At 69.5% G+C, this 24395-nt stretch carries 22 protein-coding genes; 7 read left to right on the top strand and 15 right to left on the bottom strand.

Annotated features, from left to right (window positions below; translation table 11 throughout):
* Positions 1 to 37: 37 nt before the first annotated feature.
* The 5 genes from ACFV15_RS36195 to nadD all read right to left on the bottom strand — a co-directional run bounded on the left by ACFV15_RS36195 (position 38) and on the right by nadD (position 3306).
* Positions 38 to 892: a DegV family protein gene (locus ACFV15_RS36195; protein WP_378356362.1), complete on the bottom strand. Its 855-nt coding sequence runs from the start codon at positions 890 to 892 to the stop codon at positions 38 to 40.
* A 9-nt stretch (positions 893 to 901) separates the two neighbouring features.
* A complete protein-coding gene (gene octT, locus ACFV15_RS36190; protein WP_378356383.1) occupies positions 902 to 1612 on the bottom strand; it encodes a diglucosylglycerate octanoyltransferase in 711 nt (236 codons plus the stop codon).
* Between the two features lie 19 nt (positions 1613 to 1631).
* Entirely contained in the window at positions 1632 to 2246 is a 615-nt protein-coding gene (locus tag ACFV15_RS36185) for a histidine phosphatase family protein (RefSeq protein WP_378356360.1), read from the bottom strand.
* Entirely contained in the window at positions 2246 to 2647 is a 402-nt protein-coding gene (gene rsfS / locus ACFV15_RS36180; protein ID WP_378356358.1) for a ribosome silencing factor, read from the bottom strand. Before rsfS ends, ACFV15_RS36185 begins: the two co-directional genes overlap by 1 nt.
* A 65-nt stretch (positions 2648 to 2712) precedes the next feature.
* Positions 2713 to 3306 (bottom strand): nicotinate-nucleotide adenylyltransferase, encoded by a 594-nt coding sequence (gene nadD / locus ACFV15_RS36175; protein WP_378356356.1) that lies wholly within the window; start codon positions 3304 to 3306, stop codon positions 2713 to 2715.
* A gap of 285 nt (positions 3307 to 3591) precedes the next feature.
* On the opposite strand from nadD, the gene ACFV15_RS36170 reads away from it, so the two are divergent.
* Complete coding sequence (locus ACFV15_RS36170) at positions 3592 to 5697, top strand: RecQ family ATP-dependent DNA helicase (RefSeq protein WP_378356354.1); 2106 nt, start codon at positions 3592 to 3594, stop codon at positions 5695 to 5697.
* 1 nt (position 5698) lies between these two features.
* Here ACFV15_RS36170 and ACFV15_RS36165 read toward each other — a convergent pair whose 3' ends face one another.
* A complete protein-coding gene (locus ACFV15_RS36165; protein ID WP_378356353.1) occupies positions 5699 to 6103 on the bottom strand; it encodes a DUF6292 family protein in 405 nt (134 codons plus the stop codon).
* A gap of 95 nt (positions 6104 to 6198) precedes the next feature.
* Positions 6199 to 6636, bottom strand: coding sequence for an Hsp20/alpha crystallin family protein (locus tag ACFV15_RS36160; protein ID WP_378356351.1), 438 nt, complete (start codon positions 6634 to 6636; stop codon positions 6199 to 6201).
* 94 nt (positions 6637 to 6730) lie between these two features.
* Between ACFV15_RS36160 and ACFV15_RS36155 the strand changes: the two genes are divergently transcribed.
* The 3 genes from ACFV15_RS36155 (at position 6731) to argS (ending at position 10484) form a co-directional block, all read left to right on the top strand.
* Positions 6731 to 7330: an HSP18 transcriptional regulator gene (locus ACFV15_RS36155; RefSeq protein WP_378356350.1), complete on the top strand. Its 600-nt coding sequence runs from the start codon at positions 6731 to 6733 to the stop codon at positions 7328 to 7330.
* 123 nt (positions 7331 to 7453) lie between these two features.
* The gene (locus tag ACFV15_RS36150) at positions 7454 to 8743 is read left to right on the top strand and encodes an MFS transporter (protein ID WP_378356349.1); all 1290 of its coding nucleotides are present in this window, start codon (positions 7454 to 7456) and stop codon (positions 8741 to 8743) included.
* Between the two features lie 40 nt (positions 8744 to 8783).
* A complete protein-coding gene (gene argS, locus ACFV15_RS36145) occupies positions 8784 to 10484 on the top strand; it encodes an arginine--tRNA ligase (protein WP_378356381.1) in 1701 nt (566 codons plus the stop codon).
* On the opposite strand, the gene ACFV15_RS36140 is transcribed toward argS, so the two are convergent.
* Positions 10481 to 11752: an FAD-dependent oxidoreductase gene (locus ACFV15_RS36140; protein WP_378356347.1), complete on the bottom strand. Its 1272-nt coding sequence runs from the start codon at positions 11750 to 11752 to the stop codon at positions 10481 to 10483. The two genes, argS and ACFV15_RS36140, sit on opposite strands and share 4 nt — an antisense overlap.
* A gap of 99 nt (positions 11753 to 11851) precedes the next feature.
* Between ACFV15_RS36140 and ACFV15_RS36135 the strand changes: the two genes are divergently transcribed.
* Positions 11852 to 12454, top strand: a complete 603-nt coding sequence (locus ACFV15_RS36135) for a TetR/AcrR family transcriptional regulator (protein ID WP_378356345.1) — start codon at positions 11852 to 11854, stop codon at positions 12452 to 12454.
* Here ACFV15_RS36135 and proB read toward each other — a convergent pair.
* From proB to ACFV15_RS36110, 5 genes are all read right to left on the bottom strand, one after another.
* A complete protein-coding gene (gene proB, locus ACFV15_RS36130; protein WP_378356344.1) occupies positions 12437 to 13543 on the bottom strand; it encodes a glutamate 5-kinase in 1107 nt (368 codons plus the stop codon). The two genes, ACFV15_RS36135 and proB, sit on opposite strands and share 18 nt — an antisense overlap.
* On the bottom strand, positions 13540 to 14982 hold the full coding sequence (obgE, locus tag ACFV15_RS36125) for a GTPase ObgE (RefSeq protein WP_378356342.1): 1443 nt from the start codon (positions 14980 to 14982) through the stop codon (positions 13540 to 13542). Before obgE ends, proB begins: the two co-directional genes overlap by 4 nt.
* Positions 14983 to 15075: 93 nt before the next feature.
* Positions 15076 to 15342: a 50S ribosomal protein L27 gene (gene rpmA / locus ACFV15_RS36120; RefSeq protein WP_378356340.1), complete on the bottom strand. Its 267-nt coding sequence runs from the start codon at positions 15340 to 15342 to the stop codon at positions 15076 to 15078.
* A 15-nt stretch (positions 15343 to 15357) separates the two neighbouring features.
* Positions 15358 to 15672, bottom strand: coding sequence for a 50S ribosomal protein L21 (gene rplU / locus ACFV15_RS36115; protein WP_378356339.1), 315 nt, complete (start codon positions 15670 to 15672; stop codon positions 15358 to 15360).
* 164 nt (positions 15673 to 15836) lie between these two features.
* Entirely contained in the window at positions 15837 to 18674 is a 2838-nt protein-coding gene (locus ACFV15_RS36110; RefSeq protein WP_378356337.1) for a translation initiation factor IF-2 N-terminal domain-containing protein, read from the bottom strand.
* 497 nt (positions 18675 to 19171) lie between these two features.
* Here ACFV15_RS36110 and ACFV15_RS36105 point away from each other — a divergent pair, with 497 nt between their 5' ends.
* Positions 19172 to 20593, top strand: a complete 1422-nt coding sequence (locus ACFV15_RS36105) for a S8 family serine peptidase (RefSeq protein WP_378356336.1) — start codon at positions 19172 to 19174, stop codon at positions 20591 to 20593.
* On the opposite strand, the gene ACFV15_RS36100 is transcribed toward ACFV15_RS36105, so the two are convergent.
* Together ACFV15_RS36100 and ACFV15_RS36095 are read right to left on the bottom strand one after the other, a co-directional pair.
* Positions 20590 to 22707 carry a DPP IV N-terminal domain-containing protein gene (locus ACFV15_RS36100; RefSeq protein WP_378356335.1) on the bottom strand — a complete coding sequence of 706 codons (2118 nt, stop codon included), beginning with the start codon at positions 22705 to 22707 and terminating at the stop codon, positions 20590 to 20592. The genes ACFV15_RS36105 and ACFV15_RS36100 overlap by 4 nt on opposite strands.
* 17 nt (positions 22708 to 22724) lie before the next feature.
* A complete protein-coding gene (locus tag ACFV15_RS36095; RefSeq protein WP_378356333.1) occupies positions 22725 to 23381 on the bottom strand; it encodes a DUF4097 family beta strand repeat-containing protein in 657 nt (218 codons plus the stop codon).
* A 218-nt stretch (positions 23382 to 23599) separates the two neighbouring features.
* On the opposite strand from ACFV15_RS36095, the gene ACFV15_RS36090 reads away from it, so the two are divergent.
* Positions 23600 to 24395 (top strand): helix-turn-helix domain-containing protein (locus tag ACFV15_RS36090; RefSeq protein ID WP_378356331.1); only part of this gene is annotated, 796 nt, incomplete at its 3' end.

Here is a 24395-nt window from a genome sequence, read left to right as displayed (position 1 = left end):
CGGGAACACCCGCCGGCGAAGGTGGAAAGCGTTGCGGCTAAAGGGTTTTCGTCATGTGCTGGACGACGACGCCCAAGACGCCGGGGCCGGTGTGCGCACCGATGACCGCGCCGATCTCGGATACCACGCAGCCGCCGGAACGCGGGATCCGCTCCTCGAGGCGGTTCGCCAATTCCACGGCCCGTTCAGGGGAAGCGAGGTGGTGCACGGCGAGTTCGACGTCGTCGGACCCCGCGGCGTTGACCGCCAGTTCCACCAGCCTGGCGATCGCGCGGTTCATCGTGCGGACCTTCTCCAGCGGCAGGATGCGGCCCTCCGCCATGTGCAGCACCGGTTTGACGGCCAGTGCGGTGCCCAGCAGCGCGGCCGCGGGACCGATCCGCCCGCCACGGCGGAGATGGTCGAGCGTCTCCACCACGAACAGGGTTTCCGAGCACTTGGCCGCGTCGACCGCGGCGGCTTCCACTTCGGCGGGCGAGGCGCCTGCGGCGGCGGCGTTGGCGGCGTGGAGGGTGGCGAAGCCGAGGCCCATCGCGGTGGTGCGGGAGTCGACGACGCGCACCCGGTCGGGGCCGACTTCCTGCGCGGCCAGCACGGCTGCTTCCCAGGTACCGGAGAGTTCGCGGGACAGGTGCACCGAGACGACCGCGTCCGCGCCGTCGGCCAGCGCCTGCCGGAAAACGGCCACGAACTCGCCGGGGGTCGGACGTGACGTGGTGACGATCTTGCGGGTGCCGAGCGCCTCGGCGAGCGCGACCGGACCGACCTCGACGCCGTCGAGCGCGGTGACCCCGTCGATGAGCACGTGCAGCGGGACGACGCGGATCGAATGCCGGTCTGCGAAGCCCTCCGGCAGGTGGGCTGTGGAATCCGTGACAACGGCGACCGGCACGCGGTCAGCCTACGGTGCCGGGGGCAGCAATGGCTTGATCAGGTCGGCCATCGCGTGGCCGACATCGGCGTGGCCCTCCCAGCCCCAGTGCATGCCGTCGGGATTGCCGCGTCCGCTCAGCACGTGATCGCCGATCACCGAAGCCAGATCGAGCAACGGCACGCCTGCCTTCCGCGACCACGCCGTCATCGCCGCGGTGGCTCCCGCCCTGGCCGTGTGCACGTAGCCATAGGACGCGGCGCGGTGGACGCCGGGCAGCATGCCGACGATCGGCAAGTCCGGCCGCACCACGCGCAACGCGCCGACGGCGGTGTCGAGATAGTGGACGGTGAGCTTCGCTGGCAGCACCGCGGGCCTCCCCCGGGTGACCCTGGCGAGCCACGGTTGCGCACCGAGATAAGCCTTGCGCACGACGCGGCGAAGCGGGTCCGGCCGCAGGTAGCGCAGCCCCGTCCGCAGGTAGGTCGGCAGCGGAGACGGCAGTGTGTCCATGCTGCCCACCGCGAGGACGACGGCGTCGGCGTGATGCAGCTCGGCCCAGACGCGCGGGTCGCCGGTGATAGACCACCATGCGTCGCGGGCCGTCCAGCCGAGGCCCGCGACCAGGTCGGCGCTGCCGCCGAGCGACTCGGCCAGCACATTGGGCCAGATCCGCGCGTCGTCGGCCGGAAGTCCGCCCTCGGGGCCGTAGAAGCAGAGCGAGTCGCCGAAGACCAGCAGGCGTGGCGACTTGCGGTCGTTAACCGGTCATCCCGGCGTTGTAGGCGTGCAGCCGCCAGATCCCGTCACGCCTGCCGAGCTCGACCCAGTGGCAGTTCGCGATGCCGCCCAGCGTCGGCCAGCTCTCGATCGGCAGGCCGAGCAGCCGCCCGGTCAGCGCGATGATCAGGCCGCCGTGCGTGGCGAGCAGCACCGTGTCATCCGGCTCGCTGCCGTCACGCTGCAGGTCGAGCACGACCTCCTGCGAGCGGTTGGCGACGTCCACCCTGGACTCGCCGCCCGGCGGCGCCCAGGTCGAGTCCAGGCGCCAGCGCTTACGCTCGCCCGGGTACGCCTCGTCGACCTGTTCGCCGGTAAGGCCTTGCCACTCACCGAGATGCGTCTCGCGGAGACGCTTGTCGATGCGCAGCGGGACACCGATGCCCTCGGTGAGCACCGTCGCGGTGTCAGTGGCACGACGCAGGTCGGACGCGATGACCAGGTCGGGGGAAAACCGCGCCAGCGCGGGCACGGCGAAACGCGCCTGGTTCCAGCCGATCGGCGTCAACGCCGAGTCCAGGTGGCCCTGCATCCGGCCGGCGGCGTTGTAGTCGGTCTCGCCGTGCCGCCACAGCACCAGGCGCTTCACGGTCACTAGGCCCCTTGCCCCTCGGCCGCGTCGTCGGCGGGTGCGAGCTCCAGGCCTTCGACCTCGATCTGGGGGCAGTCCTTCCACAGCCGCTCCAGGCCGTAGAACGAACGCTCCTCCTGGTGCTGGACGTGCACGACGACGTCGACGTAGTCCAGCAGCACCCAGCGGCCCTCGCGGGCACCTTCACGGCGGACCGGCTTGTGGCCCGCGATACGGAGCTGCTCTTCGACGTTGTCGACGATCGAGCCGACCTGGCGCTCGTTGGCGGCGGAGGCGATGACGAAGGCGTCGGTGATGACGAGCTGGTCGGACACGTCCAGCACGACGACGTCGCTGGCCTTCTTGTCCGCCGCCGCGTGTGCGGCCGCTATGGCCAGCTTTCGTGCCTCGGACGTGGCTACCACAGTGCTCCCTCGGGTATACGGATATGCCCGCTGAGGGTACCGGGCCGGTCCGGGGCGCCCGAAAGCTACTGGTCGGCGCGATAGAGGCGGCGCTTGTCGATGTAGCGCACGACACCGTCCGGCACGAGGTACCAGACCGGCTCGCCCTTCTCGACGCGTTTGCGGCAGGCCGTCGAGGAGATCGCCATCGCGGTGACCTCGATCAGGCTCACCTTGCCGCTCGGCAGATGGTGCGAATTGAGCCGGTAGCCGGGCCTGGTGACGCCGATGAAATGCGCGAAGTCGAAGAGTTCGTCGGCGTTTCGCCAGGTCAGGATCTGTTCGAGGGCGTCGGCTCCGGTGATGAAGAAGAGCTGGTCGTCCGGGTACTCGGCGTGCAGATCGCGCAGGGTGTCGACCGTGAAGGTCTGGCCGCCGCGGTCGATGTCGACCCTGCTGACCGAGAAGACGGGGTTGGACGCGGTCGCGATGACCGTCATCAGATAGCGGTCCTCGGCCTTCGTGACCACGCGGTCGGTCTTCTGCCACGGCTGGCCGGTGGGGACGAAGATCACCTCGTCGAGACCGAAGCGCGACTGAACCTCACTGGCCGCGACCAGGTGGCCGTGGTGCACGGGGTCGAAAGTGCCGCCCATGACCCCGATCCGCCGTGGTGACATGAGAGCGCAGCCTAAATGACCGCGGCGACGGGCGCGAAGCGGTCCGAGCCGGAAACGCGGTGCGTGGCGCGGCCTCCCCGCTCCCCGGTAAAGGCTTCCCCACGCACCGCGCTCGACCGGCGGCCTGGGGGAACCGTCGGGTGCATTCGCCCTTGCGGGCCTGCACGTGAGGGAGAGTGCCCCCGCCCGGTTCTATGACGCTCCGCGAGAATGTGATCTGAGTCACACTCCTTGGTTCGAGTGCCCCGCCCGAGAACTGTCGGACCGATGGGGTAAGCCTGGAGCGTGGACACAAACGCACTCCGCGAGCGGGCCGAGACCCTTCTGCGAGCTCTGGCGGGCGAGTCGGCGACACTGCGCGAAGACCAGTGGACCGCCATCGAGGCACTCGTCGCGCATCGGCGCCGCGCGCTCGTGGTGCAGCGGACCGGCTGGGGCAAGTCGGCGGTGTACTTCCTCGCGACCGCGCTGCTGCGTGAGCAGGGCGCCGGGCCGACGGTGATCATCTCGCCGCTGCTCGCGCTGATGCGCAACCAGATCTCGGCCGCCGCGCGCGCCGGGATCCACGCGACCACGATGAACTCCGCCAACGTGCAGGAGTGGGACAACGTGCAGGCGCTCATCGCCGGCGGTGAGGTCGACGTGCTGCTGGTGAGCCCGGAACGGCTCAACAACCCCGATTTCCGTGACACCGTGCTGCCGAAGCTGACCGCCACCGCCGGGCTGCTCGTGGTCGACGAGGCGCACTGCATCTCCGACTGGGGTCACGACTTCCGGCCGGACTACCGGCGCCTGCGCACGCTGCTCACCGATCTGCCCGAGGGCGTGCCGGTGCTCGCCACCACCGCGACGGCCAACAACCGCGTGGTCACCGACGTTTCCGACCAGCTCGGGATCGGCACCGGCACGGACACGCTCGTCCTGCGTGGACCGCTCGACCGCGAAAGCCTGCGGCTGGCCGTATGCGCGCTGCCGACGGCGCAGGCACGGCTGGCGTGGCTCGCCGAGCATCTCGACGAATTGCCCGGCTCCGGGATCATCTACACGCTGACCGTCGCGGCGGCGCACGACGTCGCGAGCCTGCTGTCGGATCGCGGCTACACCGTCTCGGCGTACACCGGCAAGACCGAGCCTGCCGACCGCGCGGCGGCCGAGGACGACCTGCTGGCCAACCGCGTCAAGGCGCTGGTCGCGACTTCCGCGCTGGGCATGGGTTTCGACAAGCCGGACCTGGGTTTCGTGGTGCATCTCGGCGCGCCGTCCTCCCCCATCGCGTACTACCAGCAGGTCGGCCGTGCCGGGCGTGGTGTGCAGCGTGCCGAGGTGATCCTGCTGCCCGGCAGCGAGGACAGGGAGATCTGGGCCTACTTCGGCTCGCTCGCCTTCCCCAGCGAGGCCAGGGTCACCCAGGTGCTCACCGCGCTGGCGGGCGCCGGCCGTCCACTGTCGACGGCCGCGCTGGAGCCGGTGGTCGAGCTTTCCCGGTCACGGCTGGAAATGGTGCTCAAGGTGCTCGACGTGGACGGTGCCGTCCGCCGGGTCAAGGGTGGCTGGGAGAGCACCGGCCGGCCGTGGAGTTACGACGCGGAACGGTACGAGCGCGTCGCCGTCGCCAGGAACACCGAGCAGCAGGCGATGCTGGACTACCAGCAGACCACTGGCTGCCGGATGGAGTTCCTGCGCCGCCAGCTCGACGACCCCGAGGCCGCGCCGTGCGGCCGGTGTGACAACTGCACCGGAGAGCATTGGCAGGCAACGGTTTCCGCCGAATCGGTGCGCACGACGGAACAGCGGCTGCAGCGGCCGGGCGTGGATGTCGACGCGCGCAAGATGTGGCCGACGGGGATGTCCGGGCTCGGCGTTCCGCTGTCGGGCAAGATCCCGGCCGGCGATCAAGCCGCACCTGGACGTGCGCTGGGACGGCTGACCGATGTCGGCTGGGGCACGCGGCTTCGCGAGCTGGTCGGGGCTTCGGCCGGTGACAGCGAGGTTCCGGACTCGGTGTTCGAAGCGTGCGTTTCGGTGCTCGCGTCGTGGAAATGGGAGCAGCGGCCGGTTGCCGTGGTCGGGATCCCGTCGGTCACCCGGCCGACGCTCGGCGACGACCTGGCGTTGCGGCTTTCGGCCATCGGCAGGCTGGAGTACCTCGGCACCCTCGCCGCCGACGGCCCGCCGCCGCGGCAGGCCAACAGCGCGCAGCGGCTCGCGGACCTGTGGCGGCGGCTGAGCCTGCCCGAGGACGTGGCGGCACGGGTCGCCGCACTCGACGGGCCGGTGCTGCTGGTCGACGATTTCATCGACACCGGGTGGACGATGACGCTCGGCGTTCGCCTGCTGCGCCAGGCGGGAGCGTCCGCGGTGCTGCCCTTCGCTTTGGCCACAACGGCTTGAGTCAGACCAGATACGGCCGCAGGTCATCGGCGAGCCCCTGGCCCGCGTCGCGGAGGGCGGGTGGGTCGGGGCGGCCAGCCGAATGGTCGCCGGCGCGCAGTGCGGCGACGAACCGGGCGACCGTGTCCGGCGCGGGAAGCACGGAGTCTCCGCCGAGATAGCTCAGCACGATGAGGTCTTCGCCGGAATGGGTTTCGATGGCGGCGGACCAGCCATGCCGCTCGTCCCAGAGCAGGGCGAGGTCGCGGCCGGGAAACCGGTCCAGCCGCCAGTCGAGTGCCAGATAGGCCGAGCGTGGCAGGTCACAGTCGATGGTGCACGACTCCAGCCCGACACCGAGTTCGGTGGCGACCGCGCTCAGATATTCGCGCAGCCCCACGGAGACAACGGGGTCGTCCAGACTCATGTCGATCGAGTGGGTCACTGGTACAGATCGCTTTCGTGCGCGGGGACAGAGCGAAGGCCGGGTGGCCGCGCCCGGCGGCGCGGCCACCCGAGCACTCACGCCTTGATCTCCTTGCGCTCGCTGTCGGCCTGGGAAATGGTGATCCGGCGTGGTTTCGCCTTCTCGGCGATCGGGATGCGCAACGTCAGCACACCTGAGTCGTAGGCGGCGTCGATGCGCTCGGTGTCGAGAGTGTCGCCGAGGAAGAGCTGGCGGGAGAACACGCCCAGCGGCCGCTCGGAGACCTGCATCTGCACGTCGTCGCCACTCGGCAGCGGGCGGCGTTCGGCCTTCACGGTGAGCACGTTGCGTTCGACGTCGAGCTCGATGGCCGACGGATCCACGCCGGGAAGATCGAAGCAGACCACGAACTCGTCGCCGGAGCGGTAGGCGTCCATCGGCATGACGGCGGGCTTCGACCAGGTGCCCGGGGATCCGAAAACCTGCTGGGCGAAGCGGTCGAAGTCGCGGAACGGGTCGGTGCGCATCAACATCGGGTTCCACCTCCTGTTGTCCGGTCTGGTGTCAACACGCACCACTGTTCTAACATGTCATCCAAACGATGACAAGTAGAACGTCGTCAAAAGGATGACAACCATGGACCCACTCGAAGCGCTGACCGAGATCCAGAGCGTGCGCGCGGGCGAACCGGACGCCGAGCGGCTGCTCTGGGCGCTGACCACGTTGCGTCTGCTCCGCGACGAGCTGGCGACCTGGGAGCCCGAGCTCATCACCGCGGCCCGCACGAATGGCACGAGCTGGGCGGCGCTGGCGCCCGCGCTCGGCGTGGCGAGCCGCCAGGCCGCCGAGCGCCGATATCTGCGCTTGCAGCCTTCCGTCACCGGTGAGAGCACCGGCGAAGCGCGGGTCGACGCGCAACGCGACAAGCGGGCAGGCGACCGCGCGGTAGCGGCCTGGGCGCGCGAGAACTCGGCGACACTGCGGAAACTCGCCGGTCAGGTCAGCGCGCTCGGCGGACTGGGCGCGGCGGCCCAGCGCAGCGCCGACCGGCTCGGCGACGCGCTCGGCGATGACGACGCGGCCTCTTTGCTCGCCCCGCTGAGCGACGCGCATCCGCATCTGACCGGACAGCACGGCGCACTGGCCGACCAGGTCACCGCCATCAGCGAGCGCATGGACCGGCTGCGCCGTGACGCGGCCAGCCTCCGCCGCGACCGCCCCAAATGACGGGCACGAGTTCGCGGTCGAGTCCGAGTCCACCAGAACCGGCTATACCAACTCACGACGAATCGTGAGGCACTTCCCGGATAGTGGGGCATCTGGCAAAGTGCCGTCCACTGAGCTGGGAAGGTGGCCGGGGTGGCGCTAGAAACACAGGTCGAGCATCGGCTGCCGGTGCGGAAACTGTTCGCGGCGAGCGTGGGCAACGCGCTCGAATGGTTCGACTGGACCATCTACGCGACGTTCAGCATCTACTTCGCCACCGCGTTCTTCCCGGCAGGCAATGACGCGCTGGCGCAGATCAACACGTTCGCGACCTACGCGCTCGCGTTCTTCTTCCGGCCGCTCGGCGGGGTGCTGCTCGGGCGGTTCGCGGATCTGAAGGGGCGCAAGCCCGCCATGATCCTGACCATCGTGCTGATGGCGGGCGGATCGGTGGCGATCGCGATCTTGCCGACGTTCGCGCAGGTCGGGTGGCTGGCGCCGATCCTGCTGCTGCTCGCAAGGGTCGCGCAGGGGCTTTCGCTCGGCGGCGAGGTGTCCAACGCGTCGGCGTACCTGGCGGAGATCGCGCCGAAGGAACGGCGGGGCCGGTACTCGGCGTTCTTCTACATCTCGACCGGGTCGGCGGTGCTGGTCGCGTCGGTGCTCGGGTTCGTGCTGTCGAAGACGATGAGCAAGGCCGATCTGGGCTCGTACGGCTGGCGGATCCCGTTCCTGCTCGGCGGCATTCTCGGCCTGATCGGACTGTGGCTGCGGCGGAGTCTCGCCGAAACCGAGCAATTCGAGCGGAACCGCGAGAAGGCCGAGAAGGTCAAGCGCCCGTTGCTGCTCACCATCAAGGAGCACCCGAAGGCGGTGGGCCAGGTCGTCGGCTTCAGCATGCTCTCGACGCTCTGCTACTACACCTTCTTCAGCGCGCTGACGCCGTTCGCCGTCACCACGCGCAAGGCCGACGCGGTGGACGTGTTCCTGGCGTTGTCCATCGCGACCGCGCTGTTCGTGGCGCTGCAGTATCCGATGGGCGCGCTGGCCGACCGCGTCGGGCGCAAGCCGCAGCTGCTGGTGTGGTCGGCCGCGACGGCGATCGTGATCGTGCCGCTGTCCACTTTGGTCAAGCCGGGGTTCTGGAACCTGCTGCTCGTCTTCTGCGTGGGGCTGGCGTTGTACACGGCCATGACCTCGATCGCGCCCGCGATCATGAGCGAGCTGTTCCCGACCGAACTGCGCGGGCTCGGGATCGGCGCCTGGTACAACCTGACGGTCGCCTTGTTCGGCGGGACCGCGCCGCTGGTGATCAAGCTGCTGTCGAACGCGGGGATGTCGACGGTCTTCTTCTGGTACGTCGCCGCGGGCGCCGCCATCGCGTTCGTGGTGATCTCGCGGCTGCCGGAGACGAAGGCCAGCGAGCTCAGGTAAACGAGTGGACCTCAGCGTCACCGGCGGCTACGGTGCGCGCATGAACGGCGACCTCGGTATCGAGCTGGCTGGGCGGGTCACCCGCGCCATCCAAGCGGCGACAGGACTGGTGCTCACCCCCGAAGAAGCACTGGTCCGACCGTCCGCTCGCGCCGGTGTCGACTATCAGTGCGACGTCGCGATGAGCCTCGGCAAGAGGCTCGGCAAGGCACCGCGTGAGATCGCCGCCCAGCTCGTCGAGCACCTGGATTCCGCCGACCTGCTCGGTGAGGTGACCGTCGCCGGGCCGGGGTTCGTCAACCTCGTGCTGAGCACGGAAGCCTTGCAGGACAAGGCGAACGCGTTGCTGGAGGATCCCAGGTTCGGCGTGCCCGAAGCCGCGCCGCGGCGGATCGCGATCGACTACGGCAGCCCCAATGTCGCCAAGGAGATGCACGTCGGGCACCTGCGGTCCGCCATCATCGGCGACGCGCTCGCGCGGATGCTGCGGTTCGCCGGGCACGAGGTGCTCCCCCACAACCATCTCGGCGACTGGGGCACGCCGTTCGGCATGCTCATCGAGCACCTGCCCGAGGTCACCGGCGACATCGCCGACCTCAACGCCTTCTACCGCGAGGCCAGGGCCAGGTTCGACGCCGACCCCGACTTCGCCGACCGGGCCAGGAAACGGGTCGTGCTGCTGCAGAGCGGTGACGAGCCGACCCTCGAACGCTGGCGGCAGCTGGTCGACGAATCACTCAAGCACTTCGACGAGGTCTACGAACTGCTCGGCATCGGGCTGACCCGGGACGACGTCTACGGCGAGAGCTTCTACAACCCTTATCTCGACGGGATCGTGGAGTCCCTCGAAGGCATTTCCGAGATCAGCGACGGCGCGGTGTGTGTGTTCCCGGAGGGATTCACCAACCGGGAGGGCGACCGGCTGCCGCTGATCGTGCGGAAGCGGGACGGTGGCTACGGCTACGCGGCCACCGACTTCGCCACGTTCCGGTACTGGACCGGGGAACGCGGCGCCACCGACCTGCTCTATGTCGTCGGGACGCCCCAAGCCCAGCACTTCGCGATGCTGTTCGCCGTGTGCCGCCAGGCGGGATGGCTCACCGACGAGCATCACGCGGAACATCTCGGCTTCGGGTCCGTGCTCGGTGACGACGGCAAGATGATGAAGACCAGGGCCGGCAAGTCGATCCGGCTGGTCGAGCTGCTGACCGAAGCCGTCGACCGGGCGGCCTCGATCGTCGCCGAGCGCAGTGACCTGCCCGAAGCCGAGCAGGCGGCCGTGGCGCGGGCGATCGGCATCGGCGCGGCGAAGTACGCGGACCTGTCGAGCGACCGCGAGCGGGACTACACGTTCAGCTATGACCGGATGCTGGCGATGGAGGGCAACACCAACGTCTACCTCCAGTACGCCAACGCACGGGGCCGGAGCATCCTCGCCAAGACGGACGAGGACGGCGGGCCGATTCTGCTTACCAAGCCGCAGGAACGTGAGCTGCTACTGACGCTGCTGCGGTTTCCGAGCGCTTTCGCGGCCACCCTGGAGAGCTACGCGCCTCATAAGCTGTGCACGTATCTCTACGATCTCGCGACGGCGTTCTCGCAGTTCTACTCGCATTGCCCAGTGCTCCAAGAAGAGAACGCCGAGATCAGGAAGTCCAGGCTCTCACTGGCCCGCCTGACCTCGGACGCTCTCGTGCTCGGGCTGTCCTTACTAGGCATCGAGACGCCTAAGCGCCTCTAGTCCTTCTGATCGGCGAACATGCGGCGCTTCAAGGGCGGCACCGCCTCGATGAACCGGAACATGCCCTTCGCCATGGTGCGGCCGACGCGGTTCTCCGAGACGAACTGCTCGGCCGCCTTGAGCGACGTGCGCACCGCCTCGAATCCGTAGTCACGCATCCTGGTCTCGTACAGGGAAACGGCTTCGGTGACGGTCATCTCGCCGAAGGAGGCCGCGACCAGGTTGCGGCACAGCAATTGCGCGTCCCGCAGCGCGGTGTTGGCACCGATGCCGCGCATCGGCGTCATGCTGTGGATCGCGTCACCGAGCAGGGTGACCGATGACGTCGGCCACGGCTCGACCGGCTCCGAAGTCTGGATCCGCATCAGGGAGATCGAGCCTTCAGGTGACTCGGAGACCATCCGCACGAAGGCGGGGTGCCAGGCCTCGATCTGCTCGAGCACGGCCTGTTTCAAGGCCGCGCCGTCCATTTCGGACAGTCCGTCGGCATAACGCTTCGCGCTCGCGCCATAGGCCCACATGACGTAGCTGCCGGTGTTGTCGAACAGCACGTCGTCGACCTCGGCCGATCCGTCGTTCTCGCCGCCGTCGAACTCGTGCGGCGCGGTGAAGAAGCCGCAGCCGTGCGGCGGGAACACGCTGTTCGGGCCGTCGATCAGCCGCTCAGGCACCAGCTTGCGCGTTTCCTCCGTCAGCGGAAACTTGCCCGCGATGGCCCGGATGCCGGTGTCGACGCGCTTCGCGTGCGGCAGGAACTGCTTGCGCACCCGCGAATTCGCGCCGTCCGCGCCGACGACCAAGTCCGCCTCGGCGGTGGTGCCGTCCTCGAAGTGGCAGACCACCCGGCCGGTCGAGGCCTGCTCGTAGCGAACGAACGTCTTGTCGTAGTGCAGCACGTCTTCAAGCCCCGACGACAGCACCTGGTGCAGCGTGATCCGGCTGACCCCATGGTGCGCGTTGACCGGGTCCGGGCTCGAGCTCAGCGCGTTTTCGATCCGCATCAGCTCGGTCAACTGCTCGGTGAGGAACACGTAGTCGCCGCCACGCTTGCTGGTCGTCTCGACGAACCGCCGCCACAGCTTCGGCGGCAGGCACTCGTGCAACGCGGCCGCGCCATGCGGGTTGAGGTGCACGCGGTAGCCCTGCAGCCGCTCGGTGCGGGTGCGGCTCCGCTCGTACACCGCGACGCTGACGCCGGCCTCGCGCAGTCCGTGCGCCAGGCAGAGGCCACCCGTGCCACCGCCGATGATCGCCACGTGGAAAGTCATCTCGATACCCCCTGGTCTCGTTTGATGAGACCACTATCAACCGAATGGATGATTAAGTCAACCAGAGATTTGATTGAGTCATCGGCTAGGCTGACCGACGTGACTCCCCGTAGAGCGCCCGCCGAGCGGCAGCGCGACCCAGAGCGGACCAAGGCGAAGATCGTCGAGGCCGCGAAAGCGGAGTTCGGCGCGAAGGGCTACGCGGCGACCCGCGTGAGCGACATCGCGGACCGCGCGGGCGTCAACAAGCAGCTGATCTCGTACTACTTCGGCGGCAAGGAAGGCCTGTACAACGAGCTGACCGCGTCGGGATACCGGAACAACTCGGCGATCACCGATCCGACGACCCCGCTGGCCGACGTGCTGCGCCAGTTCGTCTTCGTCGGACCGGCCGACCGGGACGCGGCGAGGCTGTTCGTCTGGGAGAACCTCGAAGACAGCGATGTCGGCTTCGACGCGCAGCGTGAGTTCATGCAGCGGCAGGTCGACTACATGCGCGCCCGGCAGGCGGCCGGGGACTTCCCCGACGACCTCGATCCCGGGTTCCTGCTGCTCGCGCTCATCGCGACGGCGAGCGCGCCGTTCGCGTTCGCGCGCGTCGCGCGGGCGGCCACCGGCCTCGATCCGACGTCACCGGAGTTCACCGAGGCCTACGCCGAGCAGCTGACCCGGCTCGTGAAAGCCCTAGCGAAGCGGGACTAGGTCGTCGGCGTGCACGACCTCGCGGCGCTGCTCGGCCGGGAGTTCGTGGCTGGAGCGGCCGATGAGCTCGGGGAGTTCGATGGCGTCGAAGCCGACGACTCCGCGCGCGACCACGCGACCGGCCGGGGTGGCGAGATCGACGACGTCGCCTGCCTGGAAGTCACCCTCGACGCCGGTGATACCCGCCGCCAGCAGTGACCGGCGGCGACGGACGACCGCGGTGACCGCGCCGTCGTCGAGTTTGAGGACACCGCTCGGGTCGGCCGCATAGCCGAGCCAGAAACGGCGGGCGGAGAGCCGGGAATCGGCGGCGGCGAAGGCCGTGCCGACGTCGGCGGAGGCGAGCGCCTTGCCCGCGTCCGCCGCGGAAGCGAGGAGCACCGGGATGCCGGCGCCCGCGGCCGTCCTGGCGGCGGCGAGCTTGGAGACCATGCCGCCGGTGCCGAGGCCGGAGCTGGACATGCCGACGGTGATTCCGTCCACATCGGACGGACCGTTGACCTCGGCGATCTTGCGAGTGGCTCCATCGCGGGGATCCCCGTCATACAGGGCGTCCACATCGGACAGAAGGACGAGTGCGTCGGCACCGATGAGATGCGCGACCAGTGCGGCGAGCCGGTCGTTGTCGCCGAACCGGATCTCTTCCGTGGCAACGGTGTCGTTCTCGTTGACGACCGGCACCGCGCCCAGCGCGAGCAGCCGGTCGAAGGTGCGCTGCGCGTTGCGGTAGTGCGCGCGCCGGACGACGTCGTCGGAGGTCAGCAGTACCTGGCCGACCGTGAGCGAATACCGGCCGAACGACTCGGCGTACGCGTGCGCCAGCGCGAGCTGGCCGACGCTGGCCGCGGCCTGCTGGCTCGCCAGGTCACGCGGGCGCTTGGCCAGCGACAACGGGGCGAGCCCCGCACCGATCGCGCCGGAGGAGACCAGCACGACCTGGCAGTCGCGGGCGATGCGCTCGCACAACGCGTCGACCAGCGCGTCGAGCCGGGAGACATCGAGACCGTCCCCCGCCGTGGTCAGCGCCGAAGAGCCGACCTTGACCACCAGGCGGCGTGCTCCGGCGATCGCCTGCCGGGTCGTGCTCACTCGCCGGCCACCTCGTCGGGCCCGTCACGACGGATGCGGCGGGCCTCCTTGCGGTCGGACGCGCCGATCCGGTTGTTGTTCTCCAGCCGGATGTCGGTGCCACGGCCGGTCATCATGGCCGCCACGCCCGGCGTCGACGGCTCCCAGTCGAACTGGACGTCGCCGATGGTGACCGGGCTGCCCGGCTGTGCGCCCAGCTTGGCGAGCTTGTCCTCGACACCGAGCCGGTTGAGGCGGTCGGCGAGGTAGCCGACGGCCTCGTCGTTGCTGAAGTCGGTCTGGCGGATCCAGCGCTCGGGCCGGTTGCCCTTGACGATGAAGGCGCCCTCTTCCGACGGGTCCTCCACGACGGTGAACTCGTCCTCGTTGACCGCCTTCGGCCGCACGACGACCTGCTCCGGCTCGGCCGCCGGCTGCTCGGCACGGTACTTCTCGACGACAGCGCCGAGCGCGAACGTCAGCTCACGCAGGCCCGCGCGTGAAGCGGTCGAAATCTCGAAGACCGGCAGGCCTCGGGCCTCAAGCTCGGGGCGGACCATCTCGGCCAGCTCGGCGGCCTCGGGAATGTCGATCTTGTTGAGCACCGCGACCCGCGGCCGGTCGGCGAGGTCGCCGCCGAGCGCGGGCGTGTAGCGGGCGAGTTCCTCTTCGAGCGCGTCCACATCGGACAGCGGGTCGCGGCCCGCTTCGAAGGTCGCGCAGTCGATGACGTGCACCAGCACCGCACAACGCTCGATGTGGCGCAGGAAGTCCAGGCCGAGGCCCTTTCCTTCGCTGGCGCCGGGGATCAGGCCGGGGACGTCGGCCATGGTGAAGACGATCTCGCCAGCGGTGATCACGCCGAGGTTGGGCACGAGTGTCGTGAAGGGATAGTCGGCGATCTTCGGCTTCGCGGCGGACAGCACGGAGATCAGCGACGACTTGCCTGCCGACGGGAAGCCGAGCAGGCCGACGTCGGCGACGGAGCGCAGCTCCAGCACCAGGTCGCGCTCTTCGCCCGGCTCGCCGAGCAGCGCGAACCCCGGCGCCTTGCGCGCCTTGGAGGACAGCGCGCGGTTGCCGAGGCCGCCGCGGCCGCCCTGGGCGGCGACGAAGGTGGTGCCCGCGCCGATCAGGTCGGCGAGGATCTCACCGTCCTCGGTCATCACGACCGTGCCGCTGGGCACGTGCATGGTCAGGGTCTCCCCCGCCGCGCCCTGGCGGTCGTCGCCCGCGCCCTGCTTGCCGTTGCCTGCGCGGGCGTGCGGGCGGAAGTGGAAGTCGAGCAGCGTGTGGACGTTCGGGTCGACGACCAGTAGCACGTCACCGCCGTTGCCGCCGTTGCCGCCGTCGGGGCCGCCGAGTGGCTTGAACTTTTCGCGGTGCACCGAGGCGCAGCCGTGCCCACCGTCGCCCGCGGCCAGATGAATGACCGCGCGGTCAACGAACCGGGACGCCATGGGAACTGCCTCTCTGCCTACGAAAACTGCTTACAAAACAAAACGAGGGGTGGCACCGGATATTCCGGCCCCACCCCTCGTCAGAGGTTTAACTCAGGCGTCGACCGTCTCGGCCGGAACGATGTTGACCGTCTTGCGGCCACGCTTCGTACCGAACTGGACAGCACCGGCCGCGAGAGCGAACAGCGTGTCGTCGCCGCCACGGCCGACGTTCACGCCGGGGTGGAACTTGGTGCCGCGCTGGCGGATGAGGATCTCGCCCGCGTTCACTTCCTGGCCACCGTAACGCTTGACCCCGAGCCGCTGGGCGTTGGAGTCACGACCGTTGCGGGAGCTAGACGCACCCTTCTTGTGTGCCATGCTGACTCGGGTCCTTTACTGGTTGATGCCGGTGACCTCGACGAGGGTCAGCTTCTGCCTGTGACCCTGGCGCTTGTGGTAACCGGTCTTGTTCTTGAACTTGTGGATGCGGATCTTGGGACCCTTGGTCTGCTCGACGACCTTGCCGGTAACCGAGACCTTCGCCAACGCGTCTGCGTCCGTGGTCACTTCGCCGCCGTCCACAATGAGGATGGCGGGGAAGGTGTGCTCGGTACCAGGCGCGCCCTCGAGCTTCTCGACCTCGACGACGTCGCCGACGGCCACCTTGTACTGCTTGCCGCCGGTCTTGACGATCGCGTACGCCGACACGGGAGTCTCCTGCTTACTCGACAACGGGTGGGGGATTGTGCGGACGGCCCGCCGTGGGATGAGCGGTCCAAGTCCGGCACAATGCGGCCCGCTCTACTGGCGGGCCGCATTACAGGTTACGTGCTGTGCTGCAAAGGGGTCACACCGGGGTGGTCAAACCCCGTTCACGAAGGGTTCTCCGCGCTGACCGGCGGGCCTGCCGGGCGGGAAGCCGCCCTGCGCGGCCGCCGCCTGGCCGAGCGCACGGCCGGAGCCGGGACGCTGACCTCGGGAGCGGGCTCTTCGGGGATGAAGTCCGTAGTCGCCGACGAAGCGGCTTCCACCTGGGCTTCTTCCGTGACCTCCGCGGTCTCGGGCACCTCGGCGGCCTCGGCCGCTTCGGTCACCTCGACCGTGGTTTCGGGGGCTTCTTCGGCCTCGACGACCTCAGCGGCCTCACTCGTCACTTCCTGTGACGGCTCTTCGGTGACGTGAGCGTGGCCGTTCAGCGCGGCGTGCTCCTCGTCCTTCGCCTTGGCGGCGTTGGCGATGGCCTGCACGGCCGAGACGACCGACTCACGCTGCTCGGGCGTCGGAGCCTCCACCTTGGCGGCCTGCTGCTGCTCGGCCTCGTCGGCCTTGCCGCCGCCACGGTTGCGCGAGCGGCGCGAACCGCCGCCACCGCCACCCGAAGACGACTGCTGCTGCTGGCTCTGCTGCTGGCCGCCACCGTTGCCGGAGCCGCCACCCGGCGTGCGCTGCGGCTCGGTCGTGACGACGACGCCACGGCCCTTGCAGTGCTCGCACGAGGTGGAGAAGGCCTCCAGCAGGCCGGTGCCGATCTTCTTGCGGGTCATCTGCACCAGGCCGAGCGAGGTGACCTCGGCGACCTGGTGCCGCGTGCGGTCCCGGCCGAGGCACTCGGTCAGGCGGCGCAGCACGAGCTCGCGGTTGGACTCGAGCACCATGTCGATGAAGTCGATGACGATGATGCCGCCGATGTCACGCAGCCGGAGCTGGCGGACGATCTCCTCGGCGGACTCCAGGTTGTTCCTGGTGACCGTCTCTTCGAGGTTGCCGCCCGAGCCGGTGAACTTGCCGGTGTTGACGTCGATGACCGTCATCGCCTCGGTGCGGTCGATGACCAGGTAACCACCGGAGGGCAGCCAGACCTTGCGGTCGAGCGCCTTGGTGATCTGCTCGTCGATGCGGTGGTCGTGGAACGCGTCGCCGGTGCCGGTGTAGCGCTTGAGCCGGTCCGCGAGGTCCGGCGCCACGTTCTCGACGTAGGTGTGGATGGTCTCCCACGCCGTGTTGCCCTGGATCTCCAGTGTGGAGAAGTCCTCGGTGAACAGGTCGCGCACGACCTTGACCAGCAGGTCGGGCTCTTCGTAGAGCAGGGTCGGCGCGCTGGACTTCTTGCCGGCGCTCGCGTCGGCCTTCTCCTTGATGACGTCCCACTGCGTCTTGAGACGTGAGACGTCGCGGCCGAGCTCCTCCTCGCTGATGCCCTCCGAGGCGGTGCGGATGATCACACCGGCGTCCTCGGGGACGATGCGCTTGAGGATGTCCTTGAGGCGGCGGCGCTCGTTCTCCGGCAGCTTGCGGGAGATACCGGTGGCACCGCCGGCCGGGACGTAGACCAGGAAGCGGCCCGGCAGCGAGATCTGCGTGGTGAGGCGGGCGCCCTTGTGGCCGATCGGGTCCTTCGTGACCTGCACGAGGACGCTGTCGCCACTGGAGAGTGCCTGCTCGATCTTGCGCGCCTTGCCTTCGAGGCCCGCGGCGTCCCAGTCGACCTCACCGGCGTAGAGCACGGCGTTGCGGCCGCGGCCGATGTCGATGAAGGCGGCCTCCATCGACGGCAGCACGTTCTGCACGCGGCCGAGGTAGACGTTGCCGACGATCGAGCCGGTGCCCGACGAGGTCACGAAATGCTCGACCAGCACGCCGTCTTCCAGCACGCCGATCTGCGTCGACTCGCCGCGCTCGGCGACGATCATGGCCCGCTCGACCGACTCGCGGCGGGCGAGGAACTCGGCCTCGGACAGGATCGGCGCGCGGCGGCGACCGGCCTCGCGGCCGTCACGGCGGCGCTGGCGCTTGGCCTCCAGCCGCGTCGAGCCGCGCACGCTGCGCACCTCGTCGCGGGCGGCGGGGCGCTCACGCTCACCGCGCTCGGGTCGCTCGGTGGCCTCGCCCTTGGCGGGTCGGGTGTGCACGACGGTGTTCGGCGGGTCGTCGCCGGTGGCGACGTCGCCGTCGTCCTCGCCACCCTTGCGGCGGCGACGGCGGCGACGGCGCTTGGTGCCGCCGTCGGCGTCTCCGGCGTCCGTGTCGGCCTCGGTGTCGTCACTTTCGGCGACGGCCTCGACCACCGCTTCGGCATCCTCGTCGCCGGACTTCTCGGCGGGCTCGGACTGCTCGTCGCCCTCGTCGGCGTTGTCCTCGGCGCCCTTGCCACGGCCACGGCCACGGCGGCCGCGACGACGGCGGCGGCGGCCGGAGTCGTCACCGTCATCGCCGGTGTCGGCGCCCTCGGCCTGCGCCTGCTCGTCCTCGACGTCCTCGTCCACCTCGGCGACGGGCTCGGGCTCCGGCTTGCGGACCGGCTCGGCCTTGCGCGCGGGCTTGGCGGCCACCGGCTCCGGCGGCAGGAAGATCGGCGACGGCGCGGCGAACACCGGCACGTGCGCGGCGACCCGGCGCTTCGGGGCGGGCTCAGGCTCGGGTGCCGGCTCCGGCTCGGCGGCAGGCTCCGGGGTCACTTCGGCCTCGGGCTCGCTGACGAGACCCAGCGCCTCGGCGACCTTGATCGCGACGTCACGGGACACGCTGGACTGCGCGCTCCGGACGCTTTCGCCCAGTTCGGTGAGTTTGGTGAGCAGTTCGCGGCTGTTCGAATCGAGCAGCTTGGCCAGCGCGTGCACGCGAATCTTGGCGGGCAGGCCGTCCAGCGGACCGGTCGTGGATGTGGCGGTATTCCCGCCGGTGTTCTCGGCGGGTGTGTCCGCGTTCGACATATATCTCCTCCGCCCCCGGGCGCGTCTGCCGGTAACCACCGGCAATGACGCGGCCGCGCAGGGGCCCCTTTCTGTTCGTTCCGCCGTGGTGGTCACCGACGACGGGAATCCTTGCCTTAGACCGGCCACGGCGCCGGATACTCTCCGACAGCCGAGCACGGCTTGAGGTCCACTTCGGCGGGGCCCTCGCCGCCCACCTACCACGCCTTCGTCGAGCCGCTTGCAAAGCAGCGACGAGCGCGGAGCTCGCGAGGTCCTTCACCGGGTCGTAACGCCGCAGGCGGCGCCTGCGGAACTGACGACCGATTCGAGTATCCCACACGACCGCCCGCTCGCCGTGTGGCCGGTGACACGGGCGAGTCACCATCAGGTCACCATGGGCAGCGGCGGCCCACCTCTCGGGCGAACTTTCCGCCAGCGCTTGTCCGCCCGCCGATCGGTGATTACCGTGCGGCTTCAGGCAGGTGGAAGGCCATTCGATCGAGCGGGGAGGTGCGGTGCGCGTGCTGGCACGACCGCTGGTCGCACTGGGCTGCGCGGCACTGGTGATCGCGCTGGTCACCGGCCCCGCCGACGCCGACGAGGCCTCCTCGACCTGCCCCTCCGCCGGGCGGGCGCTGCGCTACGTGACCGTGTTCGCCCGCGGCACCACCCAGGCCGAGGCCGAGTCGCAGATCACCACCGCCTGTGGCGCCACGACCGTGTACTACCCGCAGATCGCCGTCGGCGTGGCGACCTCGCCCGATCCGCGCTTCGGTGAGCGGTTCGGGGCGGACCGCGCGTTCAGCGCGCAGGCCGAGCGGCTCGCCACGCAGCAGAACCTGGCGGTGAAGCCGACGCCCGCCCGTTCCGAGCTTCCCCAGACCGACCCTGCCAAGGTGCCCGCCGCCGACCGCGCCGACGAGCAGTGGGACATGAAGGCGATCAACGCCGTCGCGGCCAGGGCCGTCAACCCGGGCAAGCGGTCCGTGGTCGTCGGCGTGCTCGACTCCGGCGTCGACCCGGCCCACCCCGACCTGGCGCCCGCGCTGGCCGCCGACGAGTCGGCCGGGTGCCTGACCGGCGCGCCCGACACCAGCCCCAGGGCCTGGGTGCCGACGACCTCGGCGCACGGCACCCATGTCGCGGGCACCATCGCGGCCGCGGACGACGGCAAGGGCGTCACCGGCGTCGCGCCCGGCGTGCGGATCGCCTCCGTGAAGGTGATCGACGACCGCGGGTATGTCGACCCCGAAGCCGCCGTCTGCGGGCTGATGTGGGCGGCCAAGCAGCATATGAAGGTGACCAACAGCAGCTTCTTCGTGGACCCGTGGTCCCTGTCGTGCGCGCACAACAAAGATCACCGGGTCGTGCGAGAGGTGCTCGCGCGCGCCGTCGACTACAGCACCTCCGCCGGGACGCTGAACATCGCGGCGGCGACGAACGAGGCGGTCAACCTGACCCCTTCGCCGCGGTCGGGGTCGGCCAAGGCCACCGGCTGTGAGGCGCTGCCCGCCGGGTTGCGCGACGTGGTGGCGGTCTCGGCCGTCGGCGCCGACCGGATCAAGGCGGGCTACAGCTCGTACGGGCTCGGCGTGATCGATGTCACGGCGCCGGGCGGCGATCCCGGCGAGTGCGTCCTGTCGACCGTGCCCGGCGGCTACGCGCCGCTGTGCGGGACCTCGATGGCGGCCCCGCACGTGGCCGGCGTGGTCGCGCTGATGGCTTCGGCGCACCCCGGCTACGGACCGCGACAGCTGCGCAAGACGCTCGACGCCCAAGCGCAGCCGATCGCGTGCCCCGACGACTACGACCTCACCGGCGACGGCACGCAGGACGCGTACTGCGCCGGCTATGAGGGTTACAACGGCTTCTACGGTCACGGCATGGCCGACGCGATGGCGGCCGTCGCACCTGCCGTGCGTTCACTCGCGGGCTAGCCGAACATCTCGGCGAGCAGTTCCGGGCCGATCACGATCGGCGCCGGGCGGTAAGCCGGTGGCCGGGTCCCCATCAGCTCGCGCACCAGGAAGTCCCAGGCACGCGTGCGGACGTACGCCAGGCAGTCGATGAACGTGTGCTCGGCGCCCGGCACGATGAACAGCTCGAAGTCCTTGTTCGCCGCGACAAGCCGGTCGGCCAGCCTGAGTGTCTGGGCGGGATGGACCTGGTCGTCCATCTCACCGTGGATGAGCAACAGCTTGCCTGCCAAGCGATCCGCGATGTCCACATTGGACGCACGGGTCCATGCCTCCGGATTGCCCGCGCCGTCGTAGGTCTCCGCGAAGCCCAGATTGAAGGTGGGGACGTCGTGTGAGCCGGACATCGCCACGCCGACCTTGTAGGTCTCCGGGAAGTCCAGCATCGCCCTGGCCGCGGCGAATCCGCCACCGGAGTGGCCGAACCCGCCCACCCGGTCGAGATCCATCCACGGCCGGGTTGCGGCCAGCTGCCCCAGTGCGGCGACATGGTCGACCAGACTGCCCGCGTCGGCCAGCCGGGCCTCGTGGAACGCCTTGCTCCGGCCAGGGGTGCCCCGGCCGTCGAGTGCCACGACCACGAAACCCAGTGCGGCGAGGGGTTCCGCGTCGAGGCCCATCCCGCCAGGGTCGAAGCACGGGGCGACCCTGGTGACCTGCGGACCGGGATAGACATTGTCCACCACCGGATAACGCCGGCCCGGGTCGAAGCCGTGCGGGCGGTACAGCACGCCGTAGATGTCGGTCACGCCGTCCGCGGCCTTCACACGGAACCGTTCCGGCGCCGACCAGCCGGCGGCTTCGAGCTTCGTGATGTCAGCGCGTTCCAGCTCGACCAGCACGCGGCCGGACCGATCGCGTACCGTCGCCACCGGCGGGGTGTCCACAGTGGACGCTGAGTCGACGAAGTACGGCATGCCCTCCGGCATCGTGACGACGTGGTCCAGGTCGTCGTCGGTGAGCTTGGTGAAGCCGGTGCCGTCCAGGCCGATCCGGCACACGGTGCGCCGGTAGGGGTCCTCGGCGACCAGCCCGGAGGCGGTGAAGTACACCGCACGCTCGGTCTCGTCGACGTGCAGGATCTGGCGCACCGCCCACTCGCCGGAGGTGACCTGCCCTCGGAGTTCGCCGGTGTGCAGGTCATAGCGGTAAAGGTGGCCCCAGCCGTCGCGCTGCGAGTACCAGAGCACCTCTTTGGCCAGTATCCGCACGATCGGCGGATCGGTCCGCCACTGGTTGGGTTCCACGCGGGTCGGCCCTGTCTCGCTGAGCACGGTGGTGACCGCACCGGTGGCCGGGTCCAGCCGGCGCAGGGTCAGGGTGCGGAGGTCGCGGGGCTGGTCGAGGTAGTAGACGGCGGAGCCGTCCGGCGCCCACCACGCCCACTTGACGCTGATCGGCGAAAACACCGGCATGAGCAGGGGCTCGGCCTGCGCACGGACCACCGAACCGTCGGTGGCGTCGAGTACGACCAATTCGGCCAGCGGCATGTTCTCGTCGCCGGGGTAGGCGAACCGCTGGGTGTGCGTGACGGGCACGCCGCCGTCGGCGGGCCTGGCCTCCACCAGGTGGGTCTGCCGGACGGCGCGCTCGTCGGTCCGATGTGCCAGCACTTTCGTCGAGTCCGGCGACCAGGCCACCGCGGGCGGCAAGTACGGCAGGCCGATCTTGCGCAGCAGGGTGGGGTTGCTCGTGCAGTCTGGGCCGGGGCCGTATTCGTAGCCGGGCTCGCCGTCGGTCGTCAGCGCCCACTCGCGGCCGTCGGTGAGCGAGCGAGCCCACAAGTCGTGGCCTCGCCGGTAAACGGCGACCTTGCCGTCGGGTGACGGCACCTCCAGCGGGTTGCCCGGCTGGCCTGACGCGAGTGTGCTCGGGTCGAAGTCGGGGTCACGGGTGCCCGCCGCCGGGTCGACCAGCACGAACCGGTGACCGGCTCCGGTATTGACCGCGTACCAGAAGCGAGCGCCTCCGTCGATCCACTGTGGACGGACCCTGTCGCCGACGACGAGTTCGCCGGGGCTGGCGGGGCGGCGAAGAAGTCGTTCCGCTGCTTGATAAGCCTGCGTGATGCTCACGTGTTTCTCTTCCTTGTTCAGAGGCTTCGGGCGGCGATGTCGCCGTGGGCGGTGGTGGCGCGGATGGTCAGGCCGGCGACGCCGGTGTTCATGAGCGAGTTGTGGATGCGGCCGTAGGAGGTGCCTGCGTCCAGCGAGGCGGAAACGCCTGCGGCCGCGCCGATCGAGACGTCGCCGGACTGGGTGCTCAGGGTGACCGCGCCGCTCGAGGCCTCGTCGATCTGGATGGCGCCCTGCTGGGTGGTGATCTCCGCGGGGCCGGTGAGACGGCCGACCGTGACGTCACCGGCCTGCGTGGTGAAGCGGGCGCTCGCGGCCTCGTCGATCTTGATCGAGCTCTGCGCGCCTTCGAAGGTGACGTCACCGAAGCGCCCGACGCCCCGGAAGTCGGCGGCGGCCGCCTTGGCGTCGACGCGGGACCCGGCGGGCAGCTGGACCGTCACCTCGATGGAACCGGTGTTGCCGAGGGCCTTGCTCTTCGCCTCGATTCGCAGGACACCGCCCGAGTAGTCGACCGTGGTCTGCTCGGCGACCTTCACGTCGCGGGCCTTCGAGGCGTCGGTCGGCCGGACCTCGACCGCGGTGTCGGCCCGGTCGGCGGCGATGAACTGGACGCGCCCGGCGGGGATGTCGATGACGGCGGAGATCGGGGTGGGGGTGTCGAACTTCTGCATGGTGTTCAGCTCCTGCGTTCGTTGTTTCTGATGATGGAAAAGCTACGTTGCGTTCATATCTCTGGCAACAACTTCGTTGCGAAGAATTTCTGTTTATGCAGTTAAAAGCCTTGCAATCGTTGCAATGGATCTGAATTCAATGCAACGTGCGGTCGCTTTTCGTTGCAATGGATGTGAATCGAACGCTATGCTGAGCGCTCAGCGGGAAGGAGATCGCGATGCCGGGAGGCAGGCTCACTCAGCAGGAGCGCCAGCAGATCGCGCTGGGCGTGGCCGACGGTCTCGCCTACGCGGAGATCGCCAGGCGGCTCGACCGTCCCACTTCGACGATCACGCGCGAAGTACTGCGCAACGGCGGCCCCACCGGCTATCGCGCCGACCTGGCCCATCACGCCACCGAGCGCCGCACGCATCGGCGCAGGCAAACGGCGCCGCGCGGCCAGCAGCCGCCGCCGCTCGCACACGGCCGCGACGCCGAGGCCGTCCGCGAGTACGAGGAGTCGTTCGTCGCGCTGCTCGTCCAGCAGGGGCTGCCGAAGATGATGGCCGGGGTGCTGACCTGCCTCTACACCGCCGACAGCGGCACACTCACCGCGGCCGAACTCGTCCAGCGCCTCCAGGTCAGCCCGGCGTCCATCTCGAAGGCGGTCACCTTCCTCGAAGGCCAAGGACTGATCCGGCGTGAACGCGACGAACGCAGGCGCGAGCGGTACATCGTCGACGACGACGTCTGGTACCAGTCGATGATCGCCAGCGCCCGCACCATCGCCCAGCTGTCCGAGACCGCTCGGCAAGGCGTCACCGTGCTCGGCGCGAGCACCCCGGCGGGCGTCCGCCTCGAGAACATCTCCCGGTTCACCGCTTTCGTCGGCGAGAGCATCACGCGTGCCGCCGAACAGGGCCGCGACATCCTCTACGGCACCCGGGAGTGGGGGGGGGGTTGTCGGGGTTTGATACCCCCCGCCCCCAAAACCCCCCAGTGCGGAGGGAGAAATAAGGAGCAGGGTTGCCGGA

Source organism: Amycolatopsis sp. NPDC059657 (assembly GCF_042734395.1).
Taxonomy (GTDB): Bacteria; Actinomycetota; Actinomycetes; order Mycobacteriales; family Pseudonocardiaceae; genus Amycolatopsis.
This window is presented reverse-complemented; position numbering and strand designations above follow the sequence as displayed.

What these genes read in the sequence shown, in the direction of transcription:
- nadD (WP_378356356.1), bottom strand. Translation starts at nt 3,306, where the DNA reads ATGTCACCACGGCGGATCGGGGTCATGGGCGGCACTTTCGACCCCGTG.
- ACFV15_RS36165 (WP_378356353.1), bottom strand. Translation starts at nt 6,103, where the DNA reads ATGAGTCTGGACGACCCCGTTGTCTCCGTGGGGCTGCGCGAATATCTG.
- ACFV15_RS36160 (WP_378356351.1), bottom strand. Translation starts at nt 6,636, where the DNA reads ATGTTGATGCGCACCGACCCGTTCCGCGACTTCGACCGCTTCGCCCAG.
- ACFV15_RS36155 (WP_378356350.1), top strand. Translation starts at nt 6,731, where the DNA reads ATGACAACCATGGACCCACTCGAAGCGCTGACCGAGATCCAGAGCGTG.
- argS (WP_378356381.1), top strand. Translation starts at nt 8,784, where the DNA reads ATGAACGGCGACCTCGGTATCGAGCTGGCTGGGCGGGTCACCCGCGCC.
- ACFV15_RS36140 (WP_378356347.1), bottom strand. Translation starts at nt 11,752, where the DNA reads ATGACTTTCCACGTGGCGATCATCGGCGGTGGCACGGGTGGCCTCTGC.
- obgE (WP_378356342.1), bottom strand. Translation starts at nt 14,982, where the DNA reads ATGGCGTCCCGGTTCGTTGACCGCGCGGTCATTCATCTGGCCGCGGGC.
- rpmA (WP_378356340.1), bottom strand. Translation starts at nt 15,342, where the DNA reads ATGGCACACAAGAAGGGTGCGTCTAGCTCCCGCAACGGTCGTGACTCC.
- ACFV15_RS36110 (WP_378356337.1), bottom strand. Translation starts at nt 18,674, where the DNA reads ATGTCGAACGCGGACACACCCGCCGAGAACACCGGCGGGAATACCGCC.
- ACFV15_RS36095 (WP_378356333.1), bottom strand. Translation starts at nt 23,381, where the DNA reads ATGCAGAAGTTCGACACCCCCACCCCGATCTCCGCCGTCATCGACATC.